The organism is Herminiimonas glaciei (assembly GCF_042664955.1).
In the GTDB taxonomy this organism is placed as follows: Bacteria; Pseudomonadota; Gammaproteobacteria; order Burkholderiales; family Burkholderiaceae_D; genus Oxalicibacterium; species Oxalicibacterium glaciei.
Window position 1 is genome coordinate 2,085,888 of record NZ_JBHTBU010000001.1, and the last position, 21,317, is coordinate 2,107,204.

23 protein-coding genes are annotated in these 21,317 nt (G+C 54.7%); 12 read left to right on the forward strand and 11 right to left on the reverse strand.

Annotation, left to right across the window (positions count from 1 at the left end; all coding sequences use genetic code 11):
* Positions 1-1,089: a M48 family metalloprotease gene (locus tag ACFQPC_RS09365; protein WP_382271598.1), complete on the forward strand. Its 1,089-nt coding sequence runs from the start codon at positions 1-3 to the stop codon at positions 1,087-1,089.
* A 97-nt stretch (positions 1,090-1,186) separates the two neighbouring features.
* On the opposite strand, the gene cynR is transcribed toward ACFQPC_RS09365, so the two are convergent.
* A complete protein-coding gene (gene cynR / locus ACFQPC_RS09370; RefSeq protein WP_382271599.1) occupies positions 1,187-2,056 on the reverse strand; it encodes a transcriptional regulator CynR in 870 nt (289 codons plus the stop codon).
* Positions 2,057-2,293: 237 nt separating this feature from the next.
* Here cynR and ACFQPC_RS09375 point away from each other — a divergent pair, with 237 nt between their 5' ends.
* The 5 genes from ACFQPC_RS09375 to ACFQPC_RS09395 all read left to right on the forward strand — a co-directional run bounded on the left by ACFQPC_RS09375 (position 2,294) and on the right by ACFQPC_RS09395 (position 6,200).
* Complete coding sequence (locus tag ACFQPC_RS09375) at positions 2,294-3,268, forward strand: Bug family tripartite tricarboxylate transporter substrate binding protein (RefSeq protein WP_382271600.1); 975 nt, start codon at positions 2,294-2,296, stop codon at positions 3,266-3,268.
* 77 nt (positions 3,269-3,345) lie between these two features.
* A complete protein-coding gene (locus ACFQPC_RS09380) occupies positions 3,346-3,777 on the forward strand; it encodes a GlcG/HbpS family heme-binding protein (RefSeq protein WP_382271601.1) in 432 nt (143 codons plus the stop codon).
* 36 nt (positions 3,778-3,813) lie between these two features.
* A complete protein-coding gene (locus tag ACFQPC_RS09385) occupies positions 3,814-4,257 on the forward strand; it encodes a cupin domain-containing protein (RefSeq protein WP_382271602.1) in 444 nt (147 codons plus the stop codon).
* 43 nt (positions 4,258-4,300) lie between these two features.
* Complete coding sequence (locus ACFQPC_RS09390; RefSeq protein WP_382271603.1) at positions 4,301-5,197, forward strand: NAD(P)-dependent oxidoreductase; 897 nt, start codon at positions 4,301-4,303, stop codon at positions 5,195-5,197.
* A gap of 64 nt (positions 5,198-5,261) precedes the next feature.
* The gene (locus tag ACFQPC_RS09395; RefSeq protein ID WP_382271604.1) at positions 5,262-6,200 is read left to right on the forward strand and encodes an alpha/beta hydrolase; all 939 of its coding nucleotides are present in this window, start codon (positions 5,262-5,264) and stop codon (positions 6,198-6,200) included.
* Positions 6,201-6,364: 164 nt separating this feature from the next.
* On the opposite strand, the gene ACFQPC_RS09400 is transcribed toward ACFQPC_RS09395, so the two are convergent.
* The 5 genes from ACFQPC_RS09400 to ACFQPC_RS09420 form a co-directional block, all read right to left on the reverse strand.
* The gene (locus tag ACFQPC_RS09400) at positions 6,365-7,291 is read right to left on the reverse strand and encodes a CysB family HTH-type transcriptional regulator (RefSeq protein ID WP_382271605.1); all 927 of its coding nucleotides are present in this window, start codon (positions 7,289-7,291) and stop codon (positions 6,365-6,367) included.
* A 62-nt stretch (positions 7,292-7,353) separates the two neighbouring features.
* Positions 7,354-8,421 carry a sulfate/molybdate ABC transporter ATP-binding protein gene (locus ACFQPC_RS09405; RefSeq protein WP_382271606.1) on the reverse strand — a complete coding sequence of 356 codons (1,068 nt, stop codon included), beginning with the start codon at positions 8,419-8,421 and terminating at the stop codon, positions 7,354-7,356.
* The gene (gene cysW, locus ACFQPC_RS09410; RefSeq protein WP_382271607.1) at positions 8,418-9,326 is read right to left on the reverse strand and encodes a sulfate ABC transporter permease subunit CysW; all 909 of its coding nucleotides are present in this window, start codon (positions 9,324-9,326) and stop codon (positions 8,418-8,420) included. Before cysW ends, ACFQPC_RS09405 begins: the two co-directional genes overlap by 4 nt.
* 1 nt (position 9,327) lies before the next feature.
* Positions 9,328-10,191, reverse strand: coding sequence for a sulfate ABC transporter permease subunit CysT (gene cysT, locus ACFQPC_RS09415; RefSeq protein ID WP_382271608.1), 864 nt, complete (start codon positions 10,189-10,191; stop codon positions 9,328-9,330).
* 390 nt (positions 10,192-10,581) lie between these two features.
* The gene (locus tag ACFQPC_RS09420) at positions 10,582-11,277 is read right to left on the reverse strand and encodes a TetR/AcrR family transcriptional regulator (RefSeq protein ID WP_382271609.1); all 696 of its coding nucleotides are present in this window, start codon (positions 11,275-11,277) and stop codon (positions 10,582-10,584) included.
* 120 nt (positions 11,278-11,397) lie between these two features.
* Here ACFQPC_RS09420 and ACFQPC_RS09425 point away from each other — a divergent pair, with 120 nt between their 5' ends.
* Positions 11,398-12,693, forward strand: coding sequence for an NAD(P)/FAD-dependent oxidoreductase (locus ACFQPC_RS09425; protein ID WP_382271610.1), 1,296 nt, complete (start codon positions 11,398-11,400; stop codon positions 12,691-12,693).
* 13 nt (positions 12,694-12,706) lie between these two features.
* Here the strand turns inward: ACFQPC_RS09425 and copD are convergent, their stop codons facing one another.
* The 4 genes from copD to ACFQPC_RS09445 form a co-directional block, all read right to left on the reverse strand.
* On the reverse strand, positions 12,707-13,639 hold the full coding sequence (copD, locus tag ACFQPC_RS09430; RefSeq protein WP_382271611.1) for a copper homeostasis membrane protein CopD: 933 nt from the start codon (positions 13,637-13,639) through the stop codon (positions 12,707-12,709).
* A 3-nt stretch (positions 13,640-13,642) separates the two neighbouring features.
* Positions 13,643-14,029 (reverse strand): copper homeostasis periplasmic binding protein CopC, encoded by a 387-nt coding sequence (gene copC, locus ACFQPC_RS09435; RefSeq protein ID WP_382271612.1) that lies wholly within the window; start codon positions 14,027-14,029, stop codon positions 13,643-13,645.
* A gap of 83 nt (positions 14,030-14,112) precedes the next feature.
* Positions 14,113-15,105: a copper resistance protein B gene (locus ACFQPC_RS09440; RefSeq protein ID WP_382271897.1), complete on the reverse strand. Its 993-nt coding sequence runs from the start codon at positions 15,103-15,105 to the stop codon at positions 14,113-14,115.
* Positions 15,106-15,119: 14 nt separating this feature from the next.
* Entirely contained in the window at positions 15,120-17,006 is a 1,887-nt protein-coding gene (locus tag ACFQPC_RS09445) for a copper resistance system multicopper oxidase (protein ID WP_382271613.1), read from the reverse strand.
* Between the two features lie 239 nt (positions 17,007-17,245).
* Here ACFQPC_RS09445 and ACFQPC_RS09450 point away from each other — a divergent pair, with 239 nt between their 5' ends.
* Both ACFQPC_RS09450 and ACFQPC_RS09455 read left to right on the forward strand, forming a co-directional pair.
* Entirely contained in the window at positions 17,246-17,929 is a 684-nt protein-coding gene (locus ACFQPC_RS09450) for a heavy metal response regulator transcription factor (RefSeq protein ID WP_382271614.1), read from the forward strand.
* On the forward strand, positions 17,919-19,361 hold the full coding sequence (locus ACFQPC_RS09455; RefSeq protein ID WP_382271615.1) for a Cu(+)/Ag(+) sensor histidine kinase: 1,443 nt from the start codon (positions 17,919-17,921) through the stop codon (positions 19,359-19,361). The genes ACFQPC_RS09450 and ACFQPC_RS09455 overlap by 11 nt, the downstream gene beginning before the upstream one ends.
* A gap of 41 nt (positions 19,362-19,402) precedes the next feature.
* Here ACFQPC_RS09455 and ACFQPC_RS09460 read toward each other — a convergent pair whose 3' ends face one another.
* Positions 19,403-19,741 (reverse strand): hypothetical protein, encoded by a 339-nt coding sequence (locus tag ACFQPC_RS09460; RefSeq protein ID WP_382271616.1) that lies wholly within the window; start codon positions 19,739-19,741, stop codon positions 19,403-19,405.
* Positions 19,742-19,901: 160 nt separating this feature from the next.
* Here ACFQPC_RS09460 and ACFQPC_RS09465 point away from each other — a divergent pair, with 160 nt between their 5' ends.
* The 3 genes from ACFQPC_RS09465 to ACFQPC_RS09475 all read left to right on the forward strand — a co-directional run bounded on the left by ACFQPC_RS09465 (position 19,902) and on the right by ACFQPC_RS09475 (position 21,255).
* Complete coding sequence (locus tag ACFQPC_RS09465; RefSeq protein ID WP_382271617.1) at positions 19,902-20,129, forward strand: ParD-like family protein; 228 nt, start codon at positions 19,902-19,904, stop codon at positions 20,127-20,129.
* Positions 20,129-20,920, forward strand: coding sequence for a type I methionyl aminopeptidase (gene map, locus ACFQPC_RS09470; protein ID WP_382271618.1), 792 nt, complete (start codon positions 20,129-20,131; stop codon positions 20,918-20,920). The genes ACFQPC_RS09465 and map overlap by 1 nt, the downstream gene beginning before the upstream one ends.
* Before the next feature lie 86 nt (positions 20,921-21,006).
* Positions 21,007-21,255: a DUF3297 family protein gene (locus tag ACFQPC_RS09475; RefSeq protein ID WP_012078653.1), complete on the forward strand. Its 249-nt coding sequence runs from the start codon at positions 21,007-21,009 to the stop codon at positions 21,253-21,255.
* Positions 21,256-21,317: the final 62 nt, after the last annotated feature.

The window sequence follows — 21,317 nt, forward strand, 5'->3', positions numbered from 1 at the left end:
ATGCATGCCCTGCTGCAACCTGTAGTAAGCAAAATGAAGCGGCTATCGCCGGCCACCACCGCCCTGTTTCCCATCGCTTTATTGCTGGCCGGTTGCAGCACTGTCTCGCTCGATACTCCTAGTGCCCGTCCCGGCACCGTGGCACCTGCCCCGGTCACCGAATCCGCACAAAAGCAAGCCTTGCGCAATGTCACCGCGCAGCAGGATCGCCTGTATCGCCTGGCCGCACCACTGCTGGTCAATAATGCACCGCTGTGCAAAGGCAATGCGCGCAACCTGATCGGCTTCAGCGCCAAGACCAAGTATTCATTCTCGGAAGACTATGTAGAAGCGGCGCAATCGCTGGGCTTCGATGAGCGCCTGCAAGTCACCGGCGTCCTGAACAATAGCGGCGCAGCACGTGCCGGCGTCAAACGTGGCGATATCCTCGCCACGGTACAAGACAAACCGATGCCGCAAGGACCGAACGCCGAGCGCCAGGCTGCCGCGATACTCGGACCGCTGGTCAACTCGACCAGCAACGTCAAACTCGGCCTGATCCGTAACGGCAGCAATGTCGCGGTCACCGTGCCGCTGACCCGTGCTTGCGGCTTCGGCATTGAGTTGGGTAACACCGATAATGTCAGTGCGTATGCTGATGGCCGTCGGGTACTGGTGACACGCGGCATGCTGAATTTTGCCCGCAACGACAATGAAGTCGCTTACGTACTGGCGAAAGAACTGGCGCATAACGCGCTCGGTCATCCGGCCCAGCAAAGGATGAGCGCAACCGTCGGTGGCGTCATCGACAATATGATACGTATCACGCCGGATGCCGGTGCCCTCGGTGGCAGCGGCGGCATCAAGGCCGTACCACAGGAAACCGATGCTGCAGCCGATCGCCTCGCGCTCTACATGCTGGTACGTGGCGGTTACAACATCGATGGCGTCAGCAGCTTCTGGCAACGCCTGGCAACGCAATATCCGGCCAGCGTCACCAACAGCTATACCGCAATCCACCCGGCGACCGCGTATCGCGTGACCGTGATCGACAAGACTGTCAGCGAAATCAAAGCCAAGCAGGCAGCGAAACAAAACCTGGTGCCGTGATAGACAGATCAGATGTGAAATAAAAAAGGAGCGCAATGCGCTCCTTTTTTGTTGCCTCAAACGTTAAGCCCTATCGGAGTATCACACACCATCCAGCTCAAAAGCGCTGCCGTATCGTATCAACCAGCGCGCGTGCTGCCGCCGATAAATGACTGTTGCGGCGCGTGAACAGGCCTACCGTATGCGCCACGGTCGGCGTCAGCGGCACCTGGTGCAGTCCCGGCATTTCATCCACCAGGTTGGCCGACAGGATAGTCGCGAGTGAACTATTGCGCACGGTAGCAAGTATCGGTTCTATCGCATTCATTTCCATCACGATACGCGGCGTGATGCCGTTCGCCAGCAAAATCGCATCCATCATTTTTCGCGAATTGTATTCATCCGAGAGCATGATCAGTTCATGCTCATTCAATTCGTTTAGCGCAATTCCCGCACTACCCACGAGTGGATGACGATCGCCCACCACCAATGCAAGCGGCACGGTAAAGAGTGGTTCGACATTGATCTGTTCTGTACTGGACGGTGCGTATGCCACGCCAAAATGCAACTCGCCGTCCAGCAGGCGTTCTTCGATCTCGCCTGAACGCAAACGCAAGACCGTAATCTTGATGCCGGGATAAAGCTGGTTGAAATCGGCCAGGATAGGCGGCAGGTGAAAGGTACCGAACGAAGACAGCACGCCAAACGTCACCCTCCCGTGCTTGAGATTTTCCAGTTCGTTCAAGGCATCAAGGCCTGCATCGACTTCCAGCAACGCGCGCTTCGCATAAACCTGGAACAGTTCGCCGGCAGTCGTCAGTTTGACGACACGACCAACCCGATCGAATAACTGTATGCCCAGCTCATCTTCTATTTGCTTGATTTGATGCGACAGCGTTGGCTGCGTGATGTGCAGGCTCTCCGACGCGCGCGTGAAGCTCTGTGACTGCGCCGCCGCCAGAAAGTAACGCAAATGTCGCAATTCCATACTGTATTTGCTCCCTGCATTTACGCCTGATACCGGCTTTCCATAGCCATCGGTTTAAGGCTGGCTTATCCATAGTTTCATCAATGTTATATGAAAATACATAGATGACATCTATAAATTATATAAATTTAAATCATTTGTGCAGATATATGGCGCGGGCTTAGTCTGTAAAAAAACGCGCAAGGACGCGTCAGCAAGCCGGTTTATCCATGGATAAAAAATATCAAGGAGACAAGGATGAAAAAGCTGTTTGCACTCACGCTCACTACCTGCCTGACGCTGGCCGGCACGGCTGCCCACGCCGATGATGCCTATCCGCAGCAAACGATACGGCTGATTGTTCCGGCATCGCCGGGGGGCGCTGCAGATGCCATTGCCCGCCTGGTCAGCCCCGGCCTGTCGGCAAGCCTGGGGCAACCGGTGGTGGTCGATAACAAGGCGGGGGCATCCGGCACCATCGCCGGTGCGGCGGTCGCCAAATCGAAACCAAACGGCTATACCTTGTTGATGGCGCAATCGACCAGCATCGTGATCGCCCCACACATCTACGAACAACTCTCCTACAACACGCTGAAGGATCTGGTGCCGGTAACGCAAGTCGTGCGCGTACCAAATATCCTGGTCGTTAATCCACAGGTGCCGGCAAAGACTGTTGCCGAATTCATTGCCCTCGCCAAAACCAAACCAGGCGTGTTTAACTTTGGCTCGGCCGGCATCGGCTCGCCCAGCCACGTCGCCGGCGAAATGTTCGACCGGCAAACCAAGATCCAGATGATGCATGTCCCCTACCAGGGATCCGGCCCTGCCGTCATCGCATTGCTCGCCAATCAGATCCAGGTGATGTTCGCACCGATCACCGCGGTACTGCCCCTTATCAAGTCCAACAAATTGCGCGCACTGGGGGTTACCACCATCGTACGCCAGCCGGCATTACCGGACGTGCCAACTATTGCAGAATCGGGCGTACCCGGTTTTGACATCAATTCGTGGTTCGGGGTTTTCGCTGCCGCGGGTACCCCACCTGACATCATCGCGCGTCTGAACCGCGACATCATCCAGGTACTGAAGGATCCCCACGTCGCCAACGCGATTGCGCTGCAAGCATCGCAAGCAGTCGGCAATTCACCGCAAGAATTTGCCGCATTGGTGCGCAACGAAAACCAGCAGTTCGCCACACTGATAAAAGAAATCGGCCCGCAAACCATGAGGTAGCTCCGCCATCCCGGGGCACATGTGCCCCGCTCCAACTCCACCTTCAACCTAACCGCAACATTAACGGGAGATCACGCATGTCCGCTCTAAGCTTGAAACAGGCCAACAACATTATTGAAAGCGCCCTCGCGCATGCCCATGAAGTCGGCATCAAGCCACTCGCAGTGGTCGTACTCGATGCCAGCGGCAACATCATTGCCGCACAACGCGAAGACAACGCCAGCATGTTCCGCCTCGACATTGCACTGGGCAAAGCCTGGGGCGCCGCAGCCATGGGTTGCTCCAGCCGTGCGCTCGGCCTGCGCGCCAAAGACAACCCGGCCTTTTTCACGACACTGGCGGCGACTGCAAAAGGTCGCTTCCTGCCACAAACCGGCGCCGTACTGATCAAAGGTGAAGACGGTGCGATTCTGGGCGCAGTCGGTGCCAGTGGTGGTACCGGCGATGAAGATGAAGCCTGCTGCCTCAAAGGTGTGGAAGCTACCGGCCTGCTTAGCAATGCAGCATGAATGGCAGGATCGCCGCAATCTCAAGGAAAGAACAATATGACTACCAATACCAAAAACAAGGGTGCGGTTAAAGCAGGTAACGGCACATACATCTTCGCCTTGCCGGAGATGGCGGGCATGGCTGCCGGTATCGGTTACTCGACCGCTTTCGGCCCGGTTGTCGAAGGCGAACGCATGCAGGTCGGCCTGATCAGCAAGCCTCGTGGTACTGGTGCGAAACCACATACCCATCCAAACGAGCAATGGAATTACATCGTGCAAGGCACCCTGCGCGTAAGCATAGGCGATCAGCCCGAGCGGCTATGCGGTCCCGGAACATTGTTGTACTTCCCGGCCAATATCGTGCACTCGACAGTCGCAACGCCGGATGAAGACGTGGTTTTCCTCACCGTCAAGGATTTGTCACACGGCATCCATGGCAAGGCTGTCGATGGCACGACGGACGGTGGCTATTTCGAACCCGGCTTCGGGAGCAAGTAACACAACAACACGCAATCCGGGCGGCCACAGGAGAAACACAGCGATGGATAACATCAGGAATATCGGTTTCATCGGCATAGGCAATATGGGGACGCCTATGGCCGGACAGCTCGCGCGCAAAGGTTTTAACCTGACCGTATACGACAGGCAGGCGGCGACCGCCAATGCATTCGCACGCGAACATGGGGCACGCGTCGCACGCAGCGCGGCAGAAGTGGGAGCAGGCGCCGATGTGGTGATTTTCATGTTGCCCAGTGATCAGGTGGTGCGGCAAGTATTGTTTGATGATGGACTTGCGACGCAACTCGCACCCGGCAGCATCGCCATCGACATGGGCACTTCCGCTCCGGCGGTAACACGCAGCATCAGCGCCGAACTTGCCGCGCTGGGTATCGGCTACCTGGATGCACCGGTCATGGGCGGGGTGGTATTCGCGCAGGATGCCAGCCTCGACATCATGGTCAGTGGTGATGACGCATCGATAGAGCGCTGCCGGCCATTGTTCGATGCGATGGGGCGCAAGCTCTGGCCGTGCGGCGACATCGGCAGTGCGCATGTACTGAAGGCGATGACCAATTACATCAATGCATGCGCACTCATCAATACGCTGGAAGCGATGACGATAGGTCGCAAGTTTGGCCTCGACAGCAAGGTCATGGCCGAAGCCATCGATGTGATGTGCAACGGTCGCCAGCATCCGGTCGTCAAAAAAATCATCCCGCATGTGCTGACGCAAAAATTCGGCACCGGCATGGCGATGCAACTCATCGCCAAGGACGTAAAGATCGCCGTCGACAGTGCACATAGCGTGGGCGCAGCGGTACCGTTAGGTGAAGCGACCGAGCAACTGTGGCGCGCCGCCTGTGAACAAATCGGCGGCAGCCGCGATCACTCGGAAATCGTCAAGTACTGGGAAACCGCAAGCGGTGTCCAACTCTGACGCGTCACAAGCAACTGTTTCCCATCACGTGGTTTCAATTGAAAAATAACCTTAGGAGAATTGAATGAACGCAGTACACAAGATATCTGAAAACACTGTGCAAGGTGTCGAGCATTGGACCAACAAGGGTGACGTCCGTTTGTTTTTATGGGAAAAATTTGTCGATACACCGGAGGATAAACCTGCGGTACTGTTTGTCCACGGTTCGTCGATGGCATCGCAACCGACCTTCGACCTCAAAGTACCGGGCCGGGCCGATTCATCGGTAATGGATTGGTTCGCCAAGCGCGGCTTCGTTTGCTGGTGCGTCGATATGGAGGGATATGGCCGCTCTGATAAAACACGTGATATCACTTGCGACATTTCCAACGGTGCTGACGATCTTGCTGCCGCCACCGACTATATCCGTCGTACACGCGGCATTGAAAACTTCCTGACCTACGGCATTTCCTCGGGTGCCCTGCGCGCCGCCTTGTTTGCACAACGCTTTCCCGACCGCGTATCACGGCTGGCACTCGACGCCTTCGTCTGGACTGGCGAGGGTGCACATACGCTGGAGCAAAGACGCAAGAAGCTGCCTGAATTCCTCGCGTCGAATCGACGCCCTATCGATAGGGCTTATGTCTATTCGATCTTTGAGCGCGATCACGCCGACTGCGCAGAAAAACGCGTGGTGGAAGCGTTTGCAGATGCGATCCTGGCACTCGACGACTCCATGCCGAACGGCACGTATATCGATATGTGCTCCAAATTACCATTGGTTGATCCGGAGAAAATTACCGTGCCTACCGTCGTGTTACGCGGCCAGTTTGATGGCATCGCAGCCTTTGACGACCTGATTGAGTTCTTCAAACGCCTGCCCCACCCCGACAAACAGTTCACCATGTTGAACGGAATTTCCCATGCCAGCTTCCAGCAAAAAAACTATCTGATGGTTTATCAAATACTGCACGCATACTTTACGCAACCAGTGCCGGTATACGTTTCAGCAGGAGAGCATTGAGATACAGTCCGCTGCTGAAGAAAACGGCATAGTACAAGGCCACGGCTGCTTGTACATCGCATCTGGCTTGAATCCCTGTTTAAAGTGAATGTAAAAAAAAGCGTGCTGCCTGATCCGGACAGCACGCTTTCATTTTTTTCGCCCTGACAACAGCAGCCAACTAATCAGGCATGTACCTTCATCGCTTCATCGATATCCGCACGCGTCAGGTCCGGTGCAAATTGCTGGATGAAGTCATATGTGTATTGACGCAGGTAAGCACCACGACGTACCGCCAGGCGTGTCACGTTTTGTGCAAACAGGTGTGAAGCATCAATCACCTTCAGGCCATTACTGCCATTGTGCTGCAAGGCCATCGAAGCGACTATGCCGACACCCAGGTTGAGCAACACGTATTGCTGAATAACGTCCGAGTCCATCGCGGTCAACACGATATCGGTAGTGATATCCGCCTGCTTGAACGCATCATCGATGTGACCACGACCGGTAAAGCCGAGATCATAAGTAATCAATGAATACTGCGCCAGGTCAGCCAGCGTGATCAATTTCTTTTCCAGCAAGGGATGACCGTCCGGTACGACTACCGAGTGATGCCAGCGGTAGCATGGGAAAGACACCAAATCTTCGAACTGGCTCAAACCTTCGGTTGCGATACCGATATCCGCCTTGCCGGACAAAACCCACTCAGCGATATGTTCCGGCGTGCTTTGTTGCAGGGCGATACGCACTTTCGGGAATTCCTTGCGGAACACCTGCACCACCTTAGGCAGCATGTAACGTGCCTGCGTGTGGGTAGTCGCCACTGCCAATGTGCCGATTTCCTGTCCTGCGTATTCCTGGCTCGCACGTTGCAGGTTTTCCGCTTCCAGCAATAAACGGTCGATGATTTGCAAAATGCCGCGACCGGGATCGGTCAGGCCGGTCAGGCGTTTGCCATTGCGTTCAAAGATATCGACGCCCAGCTCTTCCTCCAACTCGCGAATCTGGCGGCTGACGCCAGGCTGCGATGTGAACAGCACATTCGCCACCTCGGTCAGGTTGTAACCGCAACGCGCGGTCTCGCGGATCGATCGTAGTTGTTGAAAATTCATATCCAGGCACCTCTATCTATACTTGCGCAATAGTGCGGTGACTAACGGTCAGCGTTTAACGCTTACACCGATTCGTCAACAAACACTTGCAAACGTTTAGGACGAACGATCAGCGTTTCGCCCTCTTTCAATTTCAAATGACCAAAGCGTTCATTCGAGATCACGGCTTCAATCAACTCGCCGTTATCGTCACGCTCCAGCTCCAGTTGTGCCAGCGGGCCGATCGCATGGGCGCGGCGCAATTGCACCACGATGCCTTCCGCACCAGTCGTGTACCTGTCCACTTCCAGGTCATGCGGACGCACATAGCCGATACCCTTGGTATCCTGTGTTTCTGCATGCTCGGGCGCCTCGAATGCGATGCCTGACGATTGCAAAATGCCTTCATGTACGCGACCGTGGAACAGGTTCACATTACCGAGGAAGCCATAGACGAAAGGCGAAGCCGGGTTGTTATATACATCCTTGGGCGCACCGATCTGCTCGACATTGCCCTTGTTCATCAGGACGATCTGATCCGCCACTTCCAGTGCTTCTTCCTGGTCATGCGTCACGAAAATACTGGTGACATGCAGGTCGTCATGCAGGCGACGCAACCAGCGACGCAATTCCTTACGGACTTTTGCATCCAGCGCGCCAAATGGTTCATCCAGCAACAAGACGCGTGGTTCCACTGCCAGAGCACGGGCCAGCGCAATACGCTGACGTTGGCCACCGGACAATTGCGGCGGATAACGATCAGCCAGCCAGTCCAGTTGCACCAGTTCCAGCAATTTGGTGACTTTTTCCTTGATCTGCGCCTCCGATGGACGGGTCGCCGCCGGGCGCACGCGCAAACCGAAAGCGATGTTTTCAAACACGGTCATGTGCTTGAACAATGCGTAATGCTGGAATACGAAGCCGACCTGGCGTTCGCGCACATGGCGCGCCGAAGCATCTTCGCCATCCAGCAACACTTGCCCGTGGTCCGGTTGCTCCAGACCGGCAATGATGCGCAACAAGGTGGTTTTGCCGCAGCCCGAAGGGCCCAGTAATGCAGTCAACTCGCCCGCCGGAAAGTCCAGCGATACATTGTTAAGTGCGACAAAATTGCCAAATTGCTTTTGAATATTCTTGACTTCGATGCTCATGATCCCTGCTCCTGAAACTGTTCGTGTGTATCTCGTAAACGCCATTCGATGAATGATTTGAGCGCCAGTGTAACCAGTGCCAACATTGCCAGCAACGATGCTACCGCGAATGCCGCTGAAAATTGGTATTCGTTATACAGAATCTCGACCTGCAAAGGAATCGTATTCGTCTGGCCGCGGATATGGCCGGACACCACCGAAACTGCACCAAATTCACCCATCGCACGGGCATTACACAAAATCACACCGTATAACAAACCCCACTTAATATTCGGCAAGGTCACATGCCAGAAGGTTTTCCAGCCGGAAGCGCCCAATACCAGCGCCGCCTCTTCTTCTTCACTGCCCTGCGACTGCATCAGCGGGATCAATTCACGCGCGACAAACGGGAAAGTCACGAAAATTGTCGCCAGCACAATGCCGGGAACCGCAAACAGGATCTTGATATTGTGTTCCTGCAGCCAGCCGCCGAACCAGCCCTGGGCGCCAAACAGCAAGACATAAATCAGGCCCGAGATGACAGGTGAAACTGAAAACGGCAAATCGATCAGTGTCAGCAAGATGCTTTTGCCACGGAAATCAAACTTGGCGATACACCAGGAAGCCGCCACACCGAACACCAGGTTCAGCGGCACGGCAATCGCCGCCGTCAGCAAGGTCAGCTTGATCGCCGACACCGCATCTTCTTCCAGGATCGCCGCAATATAGGCATCCCAGCCTTTTTTCAACGCTTCGGCAAACACCGATGCCAGTGGCACAAACAGGAATAGCGTCAGGAAAGCCAGCGCAACAATAATCAATAAAGTGCGTACCCAAGTTGGCTCCAGCGTTGCTGCGGGAACGCGCGGCGCACGCGCCAAGCTAACCGGAAGCGCACTACTGGAAGGAGGAGCGATCGCCGCCATATCAAACTTTCTCCGCCTGACCACGCTTGCGGGTCCAGGCTTGCAATAAATTAATCGTCAATAACATCAGGAAGGAAGCCAGCAACATCACCACCGCAATTGCTGTTGCACCTGCATAGTCATACTGTTCCAGCTTGGTCACGATAAACAGCGGCGTGATCTCGGACACCATCGGCATATTGCCGGCAATGAAAATCACGGAACCGTATTCACCGGTGGCACGTGCGAACGCCAGCGCAAAACCGGTCAGCAAGGCCGGGAATACCGTCGGAAAAATCACCTTGGTAAAGGTTTGCCAGTGGCTCGCACCGAGGCTGGCTGCGGCCTCTTCCAATTCACGCTCAGCATCTTCCAGCACCGGTTGCACGGTACGCACAACAAACGGCAAACCAATAAAAGTCAAAGCGATGATCACGCCCAAAGGGGTAAAGGCAACCTTGATGCCGATCGCTTCCAGGTAACGACCGATCCAGCCATTTGGCGAATACAGTGCGGTCAATGCGATACCCGCAACCGCGGTCGGCAATGCGAACGGTAAATCAACCATCGCATCAATAATCTTCTTGCCGGGGAATTTGTAGCGCACCAGGACCCAGGCCACGATGCCGCCAAAGAAAGCATTCAACACCGCGCCGATCAGCGATGCGCCAAAGCTCAGCTTATAAGAAGCAATCACGCGATCCGAAGTGACGGCCGCTATGAAAGCGTCCCACGTCATCGTGAATGTTTTCAGGAAGACGGCCGACAGCGGTATCAGGACGATCAGGCTGAGATAAAAGATCGTAAAGCCAAGCGACAAATTGAATCCGGGCAAAACCCTGGATGCGGTTTGTTTCCTGACAGGAAGGGCAAGGACGGCTGACATAAGCTCTCTTATTACAAATATGGCTAACAGGCTGCAATAATCACACTTAGGCGTTATAAAGAAAACGAATCTTTTTGCATTTTGTTAGAAGAAAAACGTATATAGAAATCAGTCATAACTATTCACAGCAGCCTGACCCCTACAGTCAAACAGAAAAATAATCCATTAAAATCAAATACTTAAAATAAAAATTGCAGATGAAGCAACTCGTGTGCAGATAACGATCATTCCTGGTAGACCTTGCCATACCCCCAATGCCACCTCCCAAACCTATGCCGCGATGGTCATGACTGGGTGTAAACGGTAACGACAAACACATGTAAAAAAGGGCGATCATCGATCGCCCTTTCTTTAAGTATGTTGCGCGGTGATAGCACACCGTATTCAGCGCTATGATTTTTTCATGCTCGCAAGCACCCGGCCGCATAAATCGCAGGCTTCTTCAAGATGTTGCGCCAGATGTAAATGCCTGGAATTGGCTTGCCACTCCTCCATCGCGGATCTGAATGTAGCAACCCACAGAGTCGCCACCATGCGCAACTCGCTACGCCGTTCGGGCTCCGGCCACACCATAGTCAGAGCCTGTAACAATGCCCGCTCCCATTCCATGAACGATGCATGAAAGCTCATGCGCAATTTTTCGGTAATGTGCATCAACTCTTCCATTGCAACGATTTCATCGTTTGCATGCCTGGAAAGGTGTTCTTTAAATACCCTGTGTATGAGCTGAAATGGAACGTTATCCCGCGACGCGGCTGCAATATCTTCCAGCAAGGGTGACCAGCAGCCCCGGTGCCAGGCAACCAGGAGCTCTTCCTTGCCCGCGAAATATGAAAAGAAAGTCCGGCGCGAAATCGCGGCCGCTTCAGCAATCGCATCCAGGGTAGTAGCGTGGTAACCATGTTCGACAAACAAGCTCATACCCGCATCAACTATGCGTAGATAGGTATCGCGCCGTTTCTGTTCGCGCAATCCGAGCGTGGCCGGAGAGTCAATTTGCTGATTCGTATTCACCATGGCTCCTTGCAATTTTGCACTTAGTGCAATAATATTTGCACTAAGTGCAAATATTTTACTCAATTTCATCCGCCTTACCGTCGTCACCAATACTATTTTTCAGCACCTGTTGCGAAATCGATGCACACGCAATGTTGAATGGAAATGCAGGAACGATAGCAAGCGCCGGGTACGGCTCAGGGGAACAAGTTGAAGCAAGAAAACATAGTAGTGGTTGGCGGCGGCATCGCCGGCCTTGAAATCGCGAGCTCACTAGGCCGGAAGTTCAAATCCGGCAATTCGAATTCACCGTCAATTACCGTACTTGATCGCGATTCTGCCCACATCTGGAAGCCGATGTTGCATACCATTGCGGCAGGTACGCGAGACATCTCGCAACAACAAACAACATACGCGGCGCAAGCCAGGGATTGTGGCTTTACATATCAACCGGGCGAATTGAACGGTTTGGATCGTACCGGCAAGCACATATCCATCGCCGCGCTGTATGCACCGGATGGGCGCTTGCTCATTCCGGAACGCACCCTTCCCTACGATAAATTGATACTGGCAGTCGGCAGCCAGGCCAACGACTTTGATACTCCGGGTGTCAAAGAGCATTGCTACATGATCGACTCCCGGGTGCAGGCGGATGCATTTAATCGTGAAGTGCGCTTGCGCATGTTCCAGTGCCTGGGTCTCGATCAGGAATTATCGATTGCCATCGTGGGTGGCGGCGCGACTGGGGTCGAGCTTGCAGCGGAGCTGATCCAGCTGGCTGAAATTGCAGAGAGCTATGGTGCCGTCGGTCTGGGATCAAAAATCCACATCACTTTGATACAGAGTGGGCCGCGTTTGCTGGATGCTTTCCCGGAATCCATTTCGCAGGCGGTCAGGGACAAGCTGGAAGCACTGGGTATTAAAGTATTGACCGATACACGTGTACTGTCAGCTTCGGTGGACGGGCTAAACACTGCGGATGGCAACTTCATTCCAGCAGCCATGTTGGTGTGGGCAGCGGGTGTTAAAGCGGCCGAAGTGATGAGCCAGCTGGATGGATTGGAGTGCAATCGCAACAACCAGTTGATAGTCAACAATCGTTTGCAAACCACGCTGGATGATTCAATCTATGCGGTCGGCGACTGCGCGAGCCTGACCTTGCCGGGTTCTGCGCGGCCACTTCCGCCAACCGCACAAGTGGCACACCAGCAAGCCGTTTACCTGATCCGTCATTTCAACAAGATACTGAAGGAACAAAAAATACCGGACTTCCGCTATCGCAATCTCGGCGCACTGGTAGCGCTAGGCGAATACGATGCCTATGCTTCTTTGGGCCAGTTTGGTCTTTTCAAGAATGGTTTTATTCGCGGCAAAATTGCGCAAATAAGCCACGCGATGCTGTACAGAAGTCATCAATCCAATTTGCATGGTTTCTGGCGCGGGAGTTTGCTATGGATGGTAGATCAGCTGAATAAAAAAGTACGTCCTTCCATACGACTGGATTAATGCACCAAGCTAGCTAAACAGGACGAAGCTGTGTGGGCGACAGCACCCCTAACCACGCCACGCAGGCAATCACGAGTACAACCAATGCCGTTTCCGTCAACATGGCTCTGCGCAGCAAGCTCACAGCCTTGAGTTGATTCCCGGCTTGCAAGGCTATCTCTACACGCGGCCCCAGGAAGAAACGATTCGCCGCCGCGAGGGCCAGCATACCTGTGAACAGTGCCAGCTTAAGCGATAACAATATACCGTACTGTGTTGTGATCAAGCCTTTGATCGATGGCCCTACGATCAATAGATAGTTCGCGATGCCTGTAGTCATCAAGGTCGCTACGATCACCGTTCCGAAGTGGGCAAAGCCGTTTGATGTCTTGCTCAGTACTTCCGCCGCATCGGGATAAAACCTGGGCTTCATCAGCGCCAGCATCACAAAAGAGAACAGCGCGCCGACCCAGGCTCCTGCCGCAAACAAATGCGCGATATCTGAAACCAAGTGGATCATCCCTTGTACGCCGTCGTTCATTGCGGCATGGCCGGACCAGGCGAGCGTCGCCAGTGCAAGTGCGGAAAATGCAGCCAGCCAGCCGTAATGAAAGCGCGCCCCCGAGCTGGCCACGATGATGACACATGCAAGCAAGGCCACGATACGCAACGCCCACGCCAGGCCCATGTCCGTGCCGGTAATAACCATGCCCAGGATATGGATAGACAATTCACTGTAACTCTCCGCACCTGACATCGCCTTGGCCATCACCAGCATGGACGCGATAGACAGTATCAGGCTGAGGATAGCTGCTGCCGCTGTGAGGATGGTGTATTGCCTGTCAAAGTAAGCAAACTTCACCGTTAGCCGCAGCGCATAGAGTCCGAATACGGCGACGCCAAACAGCGCAGCCATGCTGACGTAAAGACCAAATCGCAATGCGATGTTGAGTCCGTCGTCAGCCATGGCTTACTTCACCTCGAAGGAAATAGTACCTTTGACCGGATGCGTGTCCGATGAAACCGCGCGCCATTCAACACGATAGCTGCCGGCCACCAAAGGTTTTGCAGGTGTGATCACCATGGTCTTGTCATCGCTGCCGCCGGATACGCTGGCTCCCATTTTCATGGAACCGTGATTCGCCATACCCGGCATTTCCGTCATGATGAGTGTCGCACCGGAAAATTTCTTGTTCAGCGCTTCCGTAAATTTCAGTTCTATCGTGGCAGGCGCTACACCTTGGGATTTATCAGCCGGATTGGAAGAAACCAGTTCAGGATGGGCAAAGGCCGATGCCGCAACAAACATCGCTGCTGCAGCGAAGGCGAGTTTGGAAGAAAAATGAGGGGCAGACATAAGGATTCCTTTCTTTTAGTAATTGATACATCAAGGCTTAAAAATTTCGTTGTATGCCCTGCATCCGGCATCCATTCAATTGCTTAGAACCAGAAGCGTAAACCGGCAACGACGCGGGTCTTGATTGGTTTGCCGCCATCTGCGCGAACGAAGTCAGCCGTTTCGCCAAAGCTGCCGGCGCGCTCGACACCGATGTAAGGTGCAAACTGACGCGTGAATTCATAGCGCAGACGCAAACCCGCGGATGCTTCAGCCAAACCACTACCGAGCCTGAGTGCCGGATCGCGTTTACCGAATGCCTGCAGTTCCATCTTCGGTTCGAGTATCAGTTTTTGTGTAATCAAGAGTTCGTAACTGGCTTCGAGTCGAAGTGCGGTACGTCCGCCACTCCCCACATAGGCGGTCGCATCCACTTCAAACCAGTACGGTGCCAGTCCCTGGATACCAAATGCCGCCCATTGGCGGTCCGGGCCTTCGCGGCTGGAGTCCAGGCGTACACCAGCCTGTACATCCCAGTAAGAAGCAATCGCGCGACTCCACAGCAACTCGGTACGAGATTCCTGGATCCGACGTTTTTCCGCATCACCTTCGGCCTTGATGACAAAACGGTTGTAGGTAGTGCCATACCAGCCTTGCAAGCTGTATGCGGTCGAGTCATTGCCACCGTCGTTAAACCTGCGCTCCAGTTGCTCGCCGCGTATCGATGCAAATGTATGTTCGTCTGCCAGCATCAGGCGATCAACACCAGGCACCATGTAGTCGCCGTCGCCCAACTTGATACCGTTGGAATAGGCGTGCGGATCACGCGCATCTGCCGGGGCCGAACCACCCTGCATCTGCATGGCACCATGGTCCATCGCAGCCTCGGGAGCCGCGGCACCCGACATATTGTGACCTGCGTGTGGATCGGCCACCTCCGGTTTCACGCCCATAGCATGTCCGGCATGCGGATCAGCGGCGTCCATCTGCATGGCGCCATGACCTGCGTGCGGGTCTGCTGCCTGCGCATACACCGCCCCGCTCACAAAAGACGCACAGACTACCGCCATGGCCTGAAGATTTTTTGCTCTGAATATCATCTCTTTCCCCATCATCTTTCAGACACCACGACCTCGCGGAACATGCCCGCGTCCATATGGAACATCAGGTGGCAATGCCATGCCCAGCGTCCAAGTGCATCGGCTGTCACCAGGAAGCTGATGCGTTGCGCCGGTTGTACCGGCAAGGTGTGGCGACGTACGAGGAACTCACCATCAGGACTTTCCAGGTCACTCCACATACCGTGCAAATGCATCGGATGCGTCATCATGGTGTCGTTATGCAGGATGACGCGCAGACGTTCGCCATAGCGGAAATGGATGGGTGTCGAGCTGCCAAATTCCAGTCCGTCTATCGACCAGCTATAGCGTTCCATATTGCCGGTCAGGTGCAGCTCGACTTCGCGCCCGGGTTCACGTTTGTCTATCGGGCCTGATGGCGTGCGCAAGTCGGCCAGTGTCAACACGCGACGACCGTTGTTACGCAAGCCTATGCCCGGATCATCCAGATTGGTACGCGCCATATCCACACGCATATCGGTACTCGGGCTATACTCGGTGCGTGCATGTCGTGCGGTCTTGGACGGTACCGCCAAACCTGATTTGCCTGACATGGAATCGCCATCCATCATGCTCATGCCATCCATGCCCGTCATGCTGTCATCGTCCATGCCGGACATCGCACTATGATCCATGGTCATACCACCCATGCCAGCCATGTTGTTATGGTCCATCCCGGCCATACCGCCGTGGTTCATGCCACCGTGACCGCCAGAACCGTGCTGCATGTCACCCATCATGTCGCGCATGGTCAGCCATTCAGCCTTGTCCAGCGCCGGTACCAGTGCTTGCAAACCTTCACGCACCGCCAGCGTGCCGCGCGCAAAGCCGGTTCTGTCCATGGACTGGGCAAACAGGGTGTAAGCCTCATCCTTGGGTTCCACCATGACGTCTATGGTTTCACCGGGACCGAAGCGGAATTCATCTACCGTCACCGGCTCGACATCCAGGCCATCGACATGCACCACCTTCAATTTAAGGCCGGGGATGCGCACGTCATAGAAAGTATTGCCGGTGCCGTTGATCATGCGCAAACGCACGCGCTCGCCCGGGCGGAACAAGCCCGTCCAGTTACCGGCAGGCGTGATGCCATTGGTAAGGTAAGTCAGGGTCTTCGAAGACAGGTCCGCCAGGTCGGTCGGACTCATGCGCATCTCGTTCCACATCTTGCGTTTGTCGAAGGCAGCACCAAATCCTTCGCGGGCTGCGTCACGGAAGAAATCGACGACGGTCGGCTGGTTATAGTTGTAGTAGTCGCCCTGTGACTTCAGTTTGGCGAAGACGCGCATCGGATCTTCGTCGGTCCAGTCGGACAACAGCACCACATGATCGCGGTCGGCACGGATGGTTTCGGGACCTGCAGGATCGATGATGATGGCACCATACATGCCGGTCAGTTCCTGCATGCCGGAGTGCGAGTGATACCAGTAAGTGCCGCTTTGCTGGACCTTGAAGCGATAGGTGAACGTAGTTCCGGCAGGGATACCGGCAAAGCTGATGCCCGGCACGCCATCCATTTGATACGGCAGGATAATGCCGTGCCAATGGATAGAAGTGCTTTCTTTCAGTTTATTGTGCACGCGGATAGTGACGGTCTCGCCTTCGCGCCAGCGCAGTGTGGGTGCCGGGAGTGAACCATTGATGGTCGAGGCCAGGCCCGGCTTGCCGGTGAAGTTGACCGGTAACTCTTCCACCACCAGGTCAAATTCATTGCCACGCAAAACCGGCGCAGCGCCGCGACTCACCTGCTCGCCACGCGCGACAGCACTCAGGGCCGACACCGACAGGCTGGCCAGCACCCCGCCCGCAGCCAGGCCCTGCACAAACCGCCTGCGGCTCAAGCCGGCAGAAGGAAGGATGATCGGTAATCGACGTGACATGTGTAATTCCTTATTAATAGAATTGCGTCTTGCAGAATCGCCAGTGATATTGCCTGACCCGACGCGATGGTAGCTATCCTATGTGCCGGCTACTGTCAGGGAAATTACGACTTCATTACATTCCTGTAATGTTGGTGTCATCTGGATGCCGGATTCCATCAAGTAGATGCTTAGCCGTGTAAAAATACGTCTGCACGCGGGCTTGCCCACCAGTGGCCGGACTACCTACAGAGGAAGTAATGAAAATATTGGTTGTGGAAGACGAGAACAAGACTGCGGACTATATCCGGCAAGGCCTGCGGGAAGCCGGATTCGTGGTTGATGTCGCGCGCAACGGCCTGGACGGTCACCACATGGCCATGAACGAGTCTTACGACTTGGTATTGCTGGACGTGATGCTGCCCGATGTGGATGGCTGGCATATAGTCAAAGCACTGCGCGATGCGGGTCACCAGGTGCCGGTACTGTTCCTGACCGCACGTGGCAGCGTCGATGACCGCGTCAAGGGACTGGAGCTGGGTGCGGACAGCTACCTGATCAAACCTTTTGCCTTTTCTGAATTGCTGGCGCATGTTCGTACCCTGTTGCGCCGCAGGAATGTCCCCGCCCAGGCTGACCAGTTGCAAGTCGCCGACCTGGTGCTCGACCTCGCGCGCCGTAAGGCAACACGGATGGGCCAACGCATCGTGCTGACCAATAAGGAATTTGCCTTGCTTGAGTTGCTGGCACGGCGGCGTGGTGAAGTACTGCCGCGTTCACTCATCGCTTCCCAGATCTGGGACATGAATTTCGATAGCAATACCAATGTCATCGACGTCGCGATACGCCGCCTGCGCGCCAAGATGGACGAACCCTATGAGCCCAAACTTATCCATACCGTGCGCGGCATGGGCTACACACTGGATATCCCGGATGAAAACTGAGATGGCCGGCAATACCGCGGAAAAACGTCGCCCGGCGTCACTCGCCTTACGCGTGACCATACTCGTCGGTATTACTACAACACTGGTATTCATGGCATTCAACTGGGTCATCGTCCGATCCCTGGAAATGCACTTCGCCGAGCAGGATACAACCGAACTGCAGGCTGTCGCCGGAGCGGTAGTCAAAACCTTGACTGAAGTACCGCACGAGGAAGGCAATGACTCTGCGATGGTGAAACAGCTTGCCGCCATCGCCATCGGACGGCACGGCGTGACCTACAGCGTGTACGCCAAGTCAGGCACCCCGGTCTATATCGGTCACGGCGCCGACCTGAGCCTGCTGCTCAAACGCGGCAAGTTTGACTCGACCATCGCGGACGACGACGTGATCATCTGGCAAGACGACGGCAGGTCCTATCGCGGTGCGGCGCTGGAAGTGGGGCCTGAAGCAACACCCGGTGGCATTCCGTTTGTGGTGGCGATTGCGATGGACATCGATTTCCACCTGGATTTCCTGACGATGTTCAAGACCATCTTGTGGTGGGCCACGCTGATCGTTTCCGTCATCGCACTCATCGTTGCCTGGTGCGCGGTGCAATGGGGCCATCGTCCAATACGCAAAGTATCCCGCGATATCCGCGCCATCCGCTCGTCCCGCCTGGATGTGCGGCTCGACCCGACCGAGGTACCGATCGAACTGGCAGAGCTCGCCGCATCATTTAACGATATGCTGGGCCGCATAGAAGACGGCTTTGCAAAGCTGGCGAATTTCTCTGCCGATATCGCACATGAACTGCGGACACCTGTCACCAACCTGGTGATGCAAACCGAAGTCGCACTCAGTCAAAGTCGTTCATCAGCCGAATACCGCGAAATCCTCTATTCCAACCTGGAAGAGTTCGAACGCATGAGTCGCATGATCAGCGACATGCTGTTCCTGGCGCAGACGGAGAACGATCCGCACAACCTTCATTTGTCGGATATCTCCATCGCTGCGATGATCCAGGATCTGTTTGACTACTTTGAAGCGCTCGCTGAAGAAGCCAACATCACCCTTACGCTGGCGGGGAATGCGGCACCTGTCAAAGCCGACCGCGAAATGATGCTGCGCGCGCTCAGCAACCTCATCTCCAACGCCATCCAGTATTCAGCTCCCGGCTCTATTGTCATCGTGCGCTTGTCGCAGGACAGGCAAGTGACGACGGTAAGCGTGGAAAATCCGAGCGAGCAGATAGTCAAGGAAGACTTGCCGAAACTGTTTGATCGCTTCTTCCGCACTGATCCATCGCGCAAGCGGAAAGCCTCGGGCGCTGGACTGGGCCTGGCTATCGTGAAGTCCATCGTTGAAGCACACGGCGGGACGGTACAGGCCACTTCAAAACAGGCGCGGGTTAAATTTGAAATCAGCCTGCCGCATATCCAGAAGGCGTAAGCCCGCAGGACTTTGCCTGCGTGTATACAGGCCAAGCCACCTTAGTCACGCAAGGGCACGAGTAAATGTATCGGCGGAAGCTGTAAGGCGTTTGCCTCTCCCATAGACCAAAGATCCAGACCTCCTAGCAAGTTGTCCTGTTCGAAAACGAATGCGCCAAACTGATGGCCATGCTCATCCGTCCATTGATAGTCAGCCAGTATGCGCATTCCAAACGTTTGAGGACGCTTTCCATCAATGGAAAAATCGATGCTGGCGCAACCACACTGGCAGTGAGAAAACACTTTCGCTTTATCCAGTTGCGGCAGGAAATCTTCAGCACCGTCTATGCCGTGACGCAACAGCCACGCCGTTAACTCGAACTCTTCCTGGGTGAGCAAGCGTGGCTCGGCTAGCACTCCTAGTTGGCGTGTCGTGGGTGTTGGTAGGCCAGGTTGAACCGCAGGCCTCGGCATAAACCGTTTCCGGCTCAGCCATGATAATATACGTTTCATATACGTTTCATATACGTTTTATACATACTTTATATAAACACACATCATGGGCATCGTCAAAATCACCGAAGAAATGCACACCAATCTGCGCCTGACCAGCGGCGCGATGAGCCGCTCCATCAATTCTCAAGCCGAGCACTGGCTGCGCGTAGGCATGATTGCAGAATTGAATCCCGGACTTTGTTATAACGATATCTGTCAAAAATTGATAGAGGCCGAGCAGCAGGCAGGAACATCCAGTCGCGACCTCAGCCTCTCACTGGAAAAAACCTGATGCCTAAAGTCGAACTCAAAAGCGCAGCCGATATAGCGATGCTGCGCATTTCCGGCGGTCTGGCGGCAGATGTCCTGCGCATGATTGCTGAACACGTCAAACCCGGCGTCACGACCAATCAGCTGGATAAGCTATGCCACGACTACATTGTTGATGTGCTGCATGCGGTGCCTATTAACATCGGTTATCACGGTTTTCCTAAAACGATATGCACCTCGGTCAATCATGTCATCTGCCATGGCATCCCTTCCGACAAGGTATTGCGGGATGGCGACATCATCAATATCGACGTCGCATTGACGAAGGATGGCTGGCATGGCGATACCAGCCGCATGTATTGCGTCGGCCAGCCGAGCATCCTGGCACAACGACTGGTGACCACGACCTATGAAGCGATGCGCGCAGGCATACTCGCGGTCAAGCCGGGAGCGACCTTCGGCGATATCGGTTATGCCATTCAATCCGTCGCACACAAGGAAGGTTTCAGTGTGGTCCGCGAGTATTGCGGTCACGGCATAGGCCGGATTTACCACGAAGACCTGCAGGTGCTGCATTACGGCCAGCCGGGTACGGGACTCACCCTGCAAACCGGGATGGTATTCACGATAGAGCCGATGATTAATGCAGGCAAACGCCATTCGAAGGAATTGGCGGACGGCTGGACCGTCGTCACCAAGGATCACTCCCTCTCTGCACAGTGGGAACATATGGTCGCGGTAACGGAAACCGGCTTTGAAGTCCTGACGCCATGGCCGGATGGCTATGGGGAATATTCAGCGCTTTCGGCCTGAGCAATGCGGGATGGCTGATTGATGACGATTAGGCAAAACCAAGCAAAAACTTGTTTTGCTTAATCCAGTAGTTGATAATTGCCGGCATGAACGACACTACACAACTCCCCCCGCTCCCTGACCGCCTCTCCATTGATCCGCGCAGCCCGTTCCACGTCGCCGCCATCTTTGAACACGAGGTTGGCATCAAACTCAACGATAAAGAACGCTTTGACGTTGAAGAATATTGCATCAGCGAAGGCTGGGTCAAAGTCCCTGCCGGCAAGACTCTGGACCGCAAGGGTAATCCCTTGACGATCAAGGTCAAAGGCAAGGTTGAAGCTTTTTATCGTTAAGTAGATGCCTGCTGTGGGTCGATGCCGGAATAACTGCAAGCGACCCACAGCCACCATTCGTT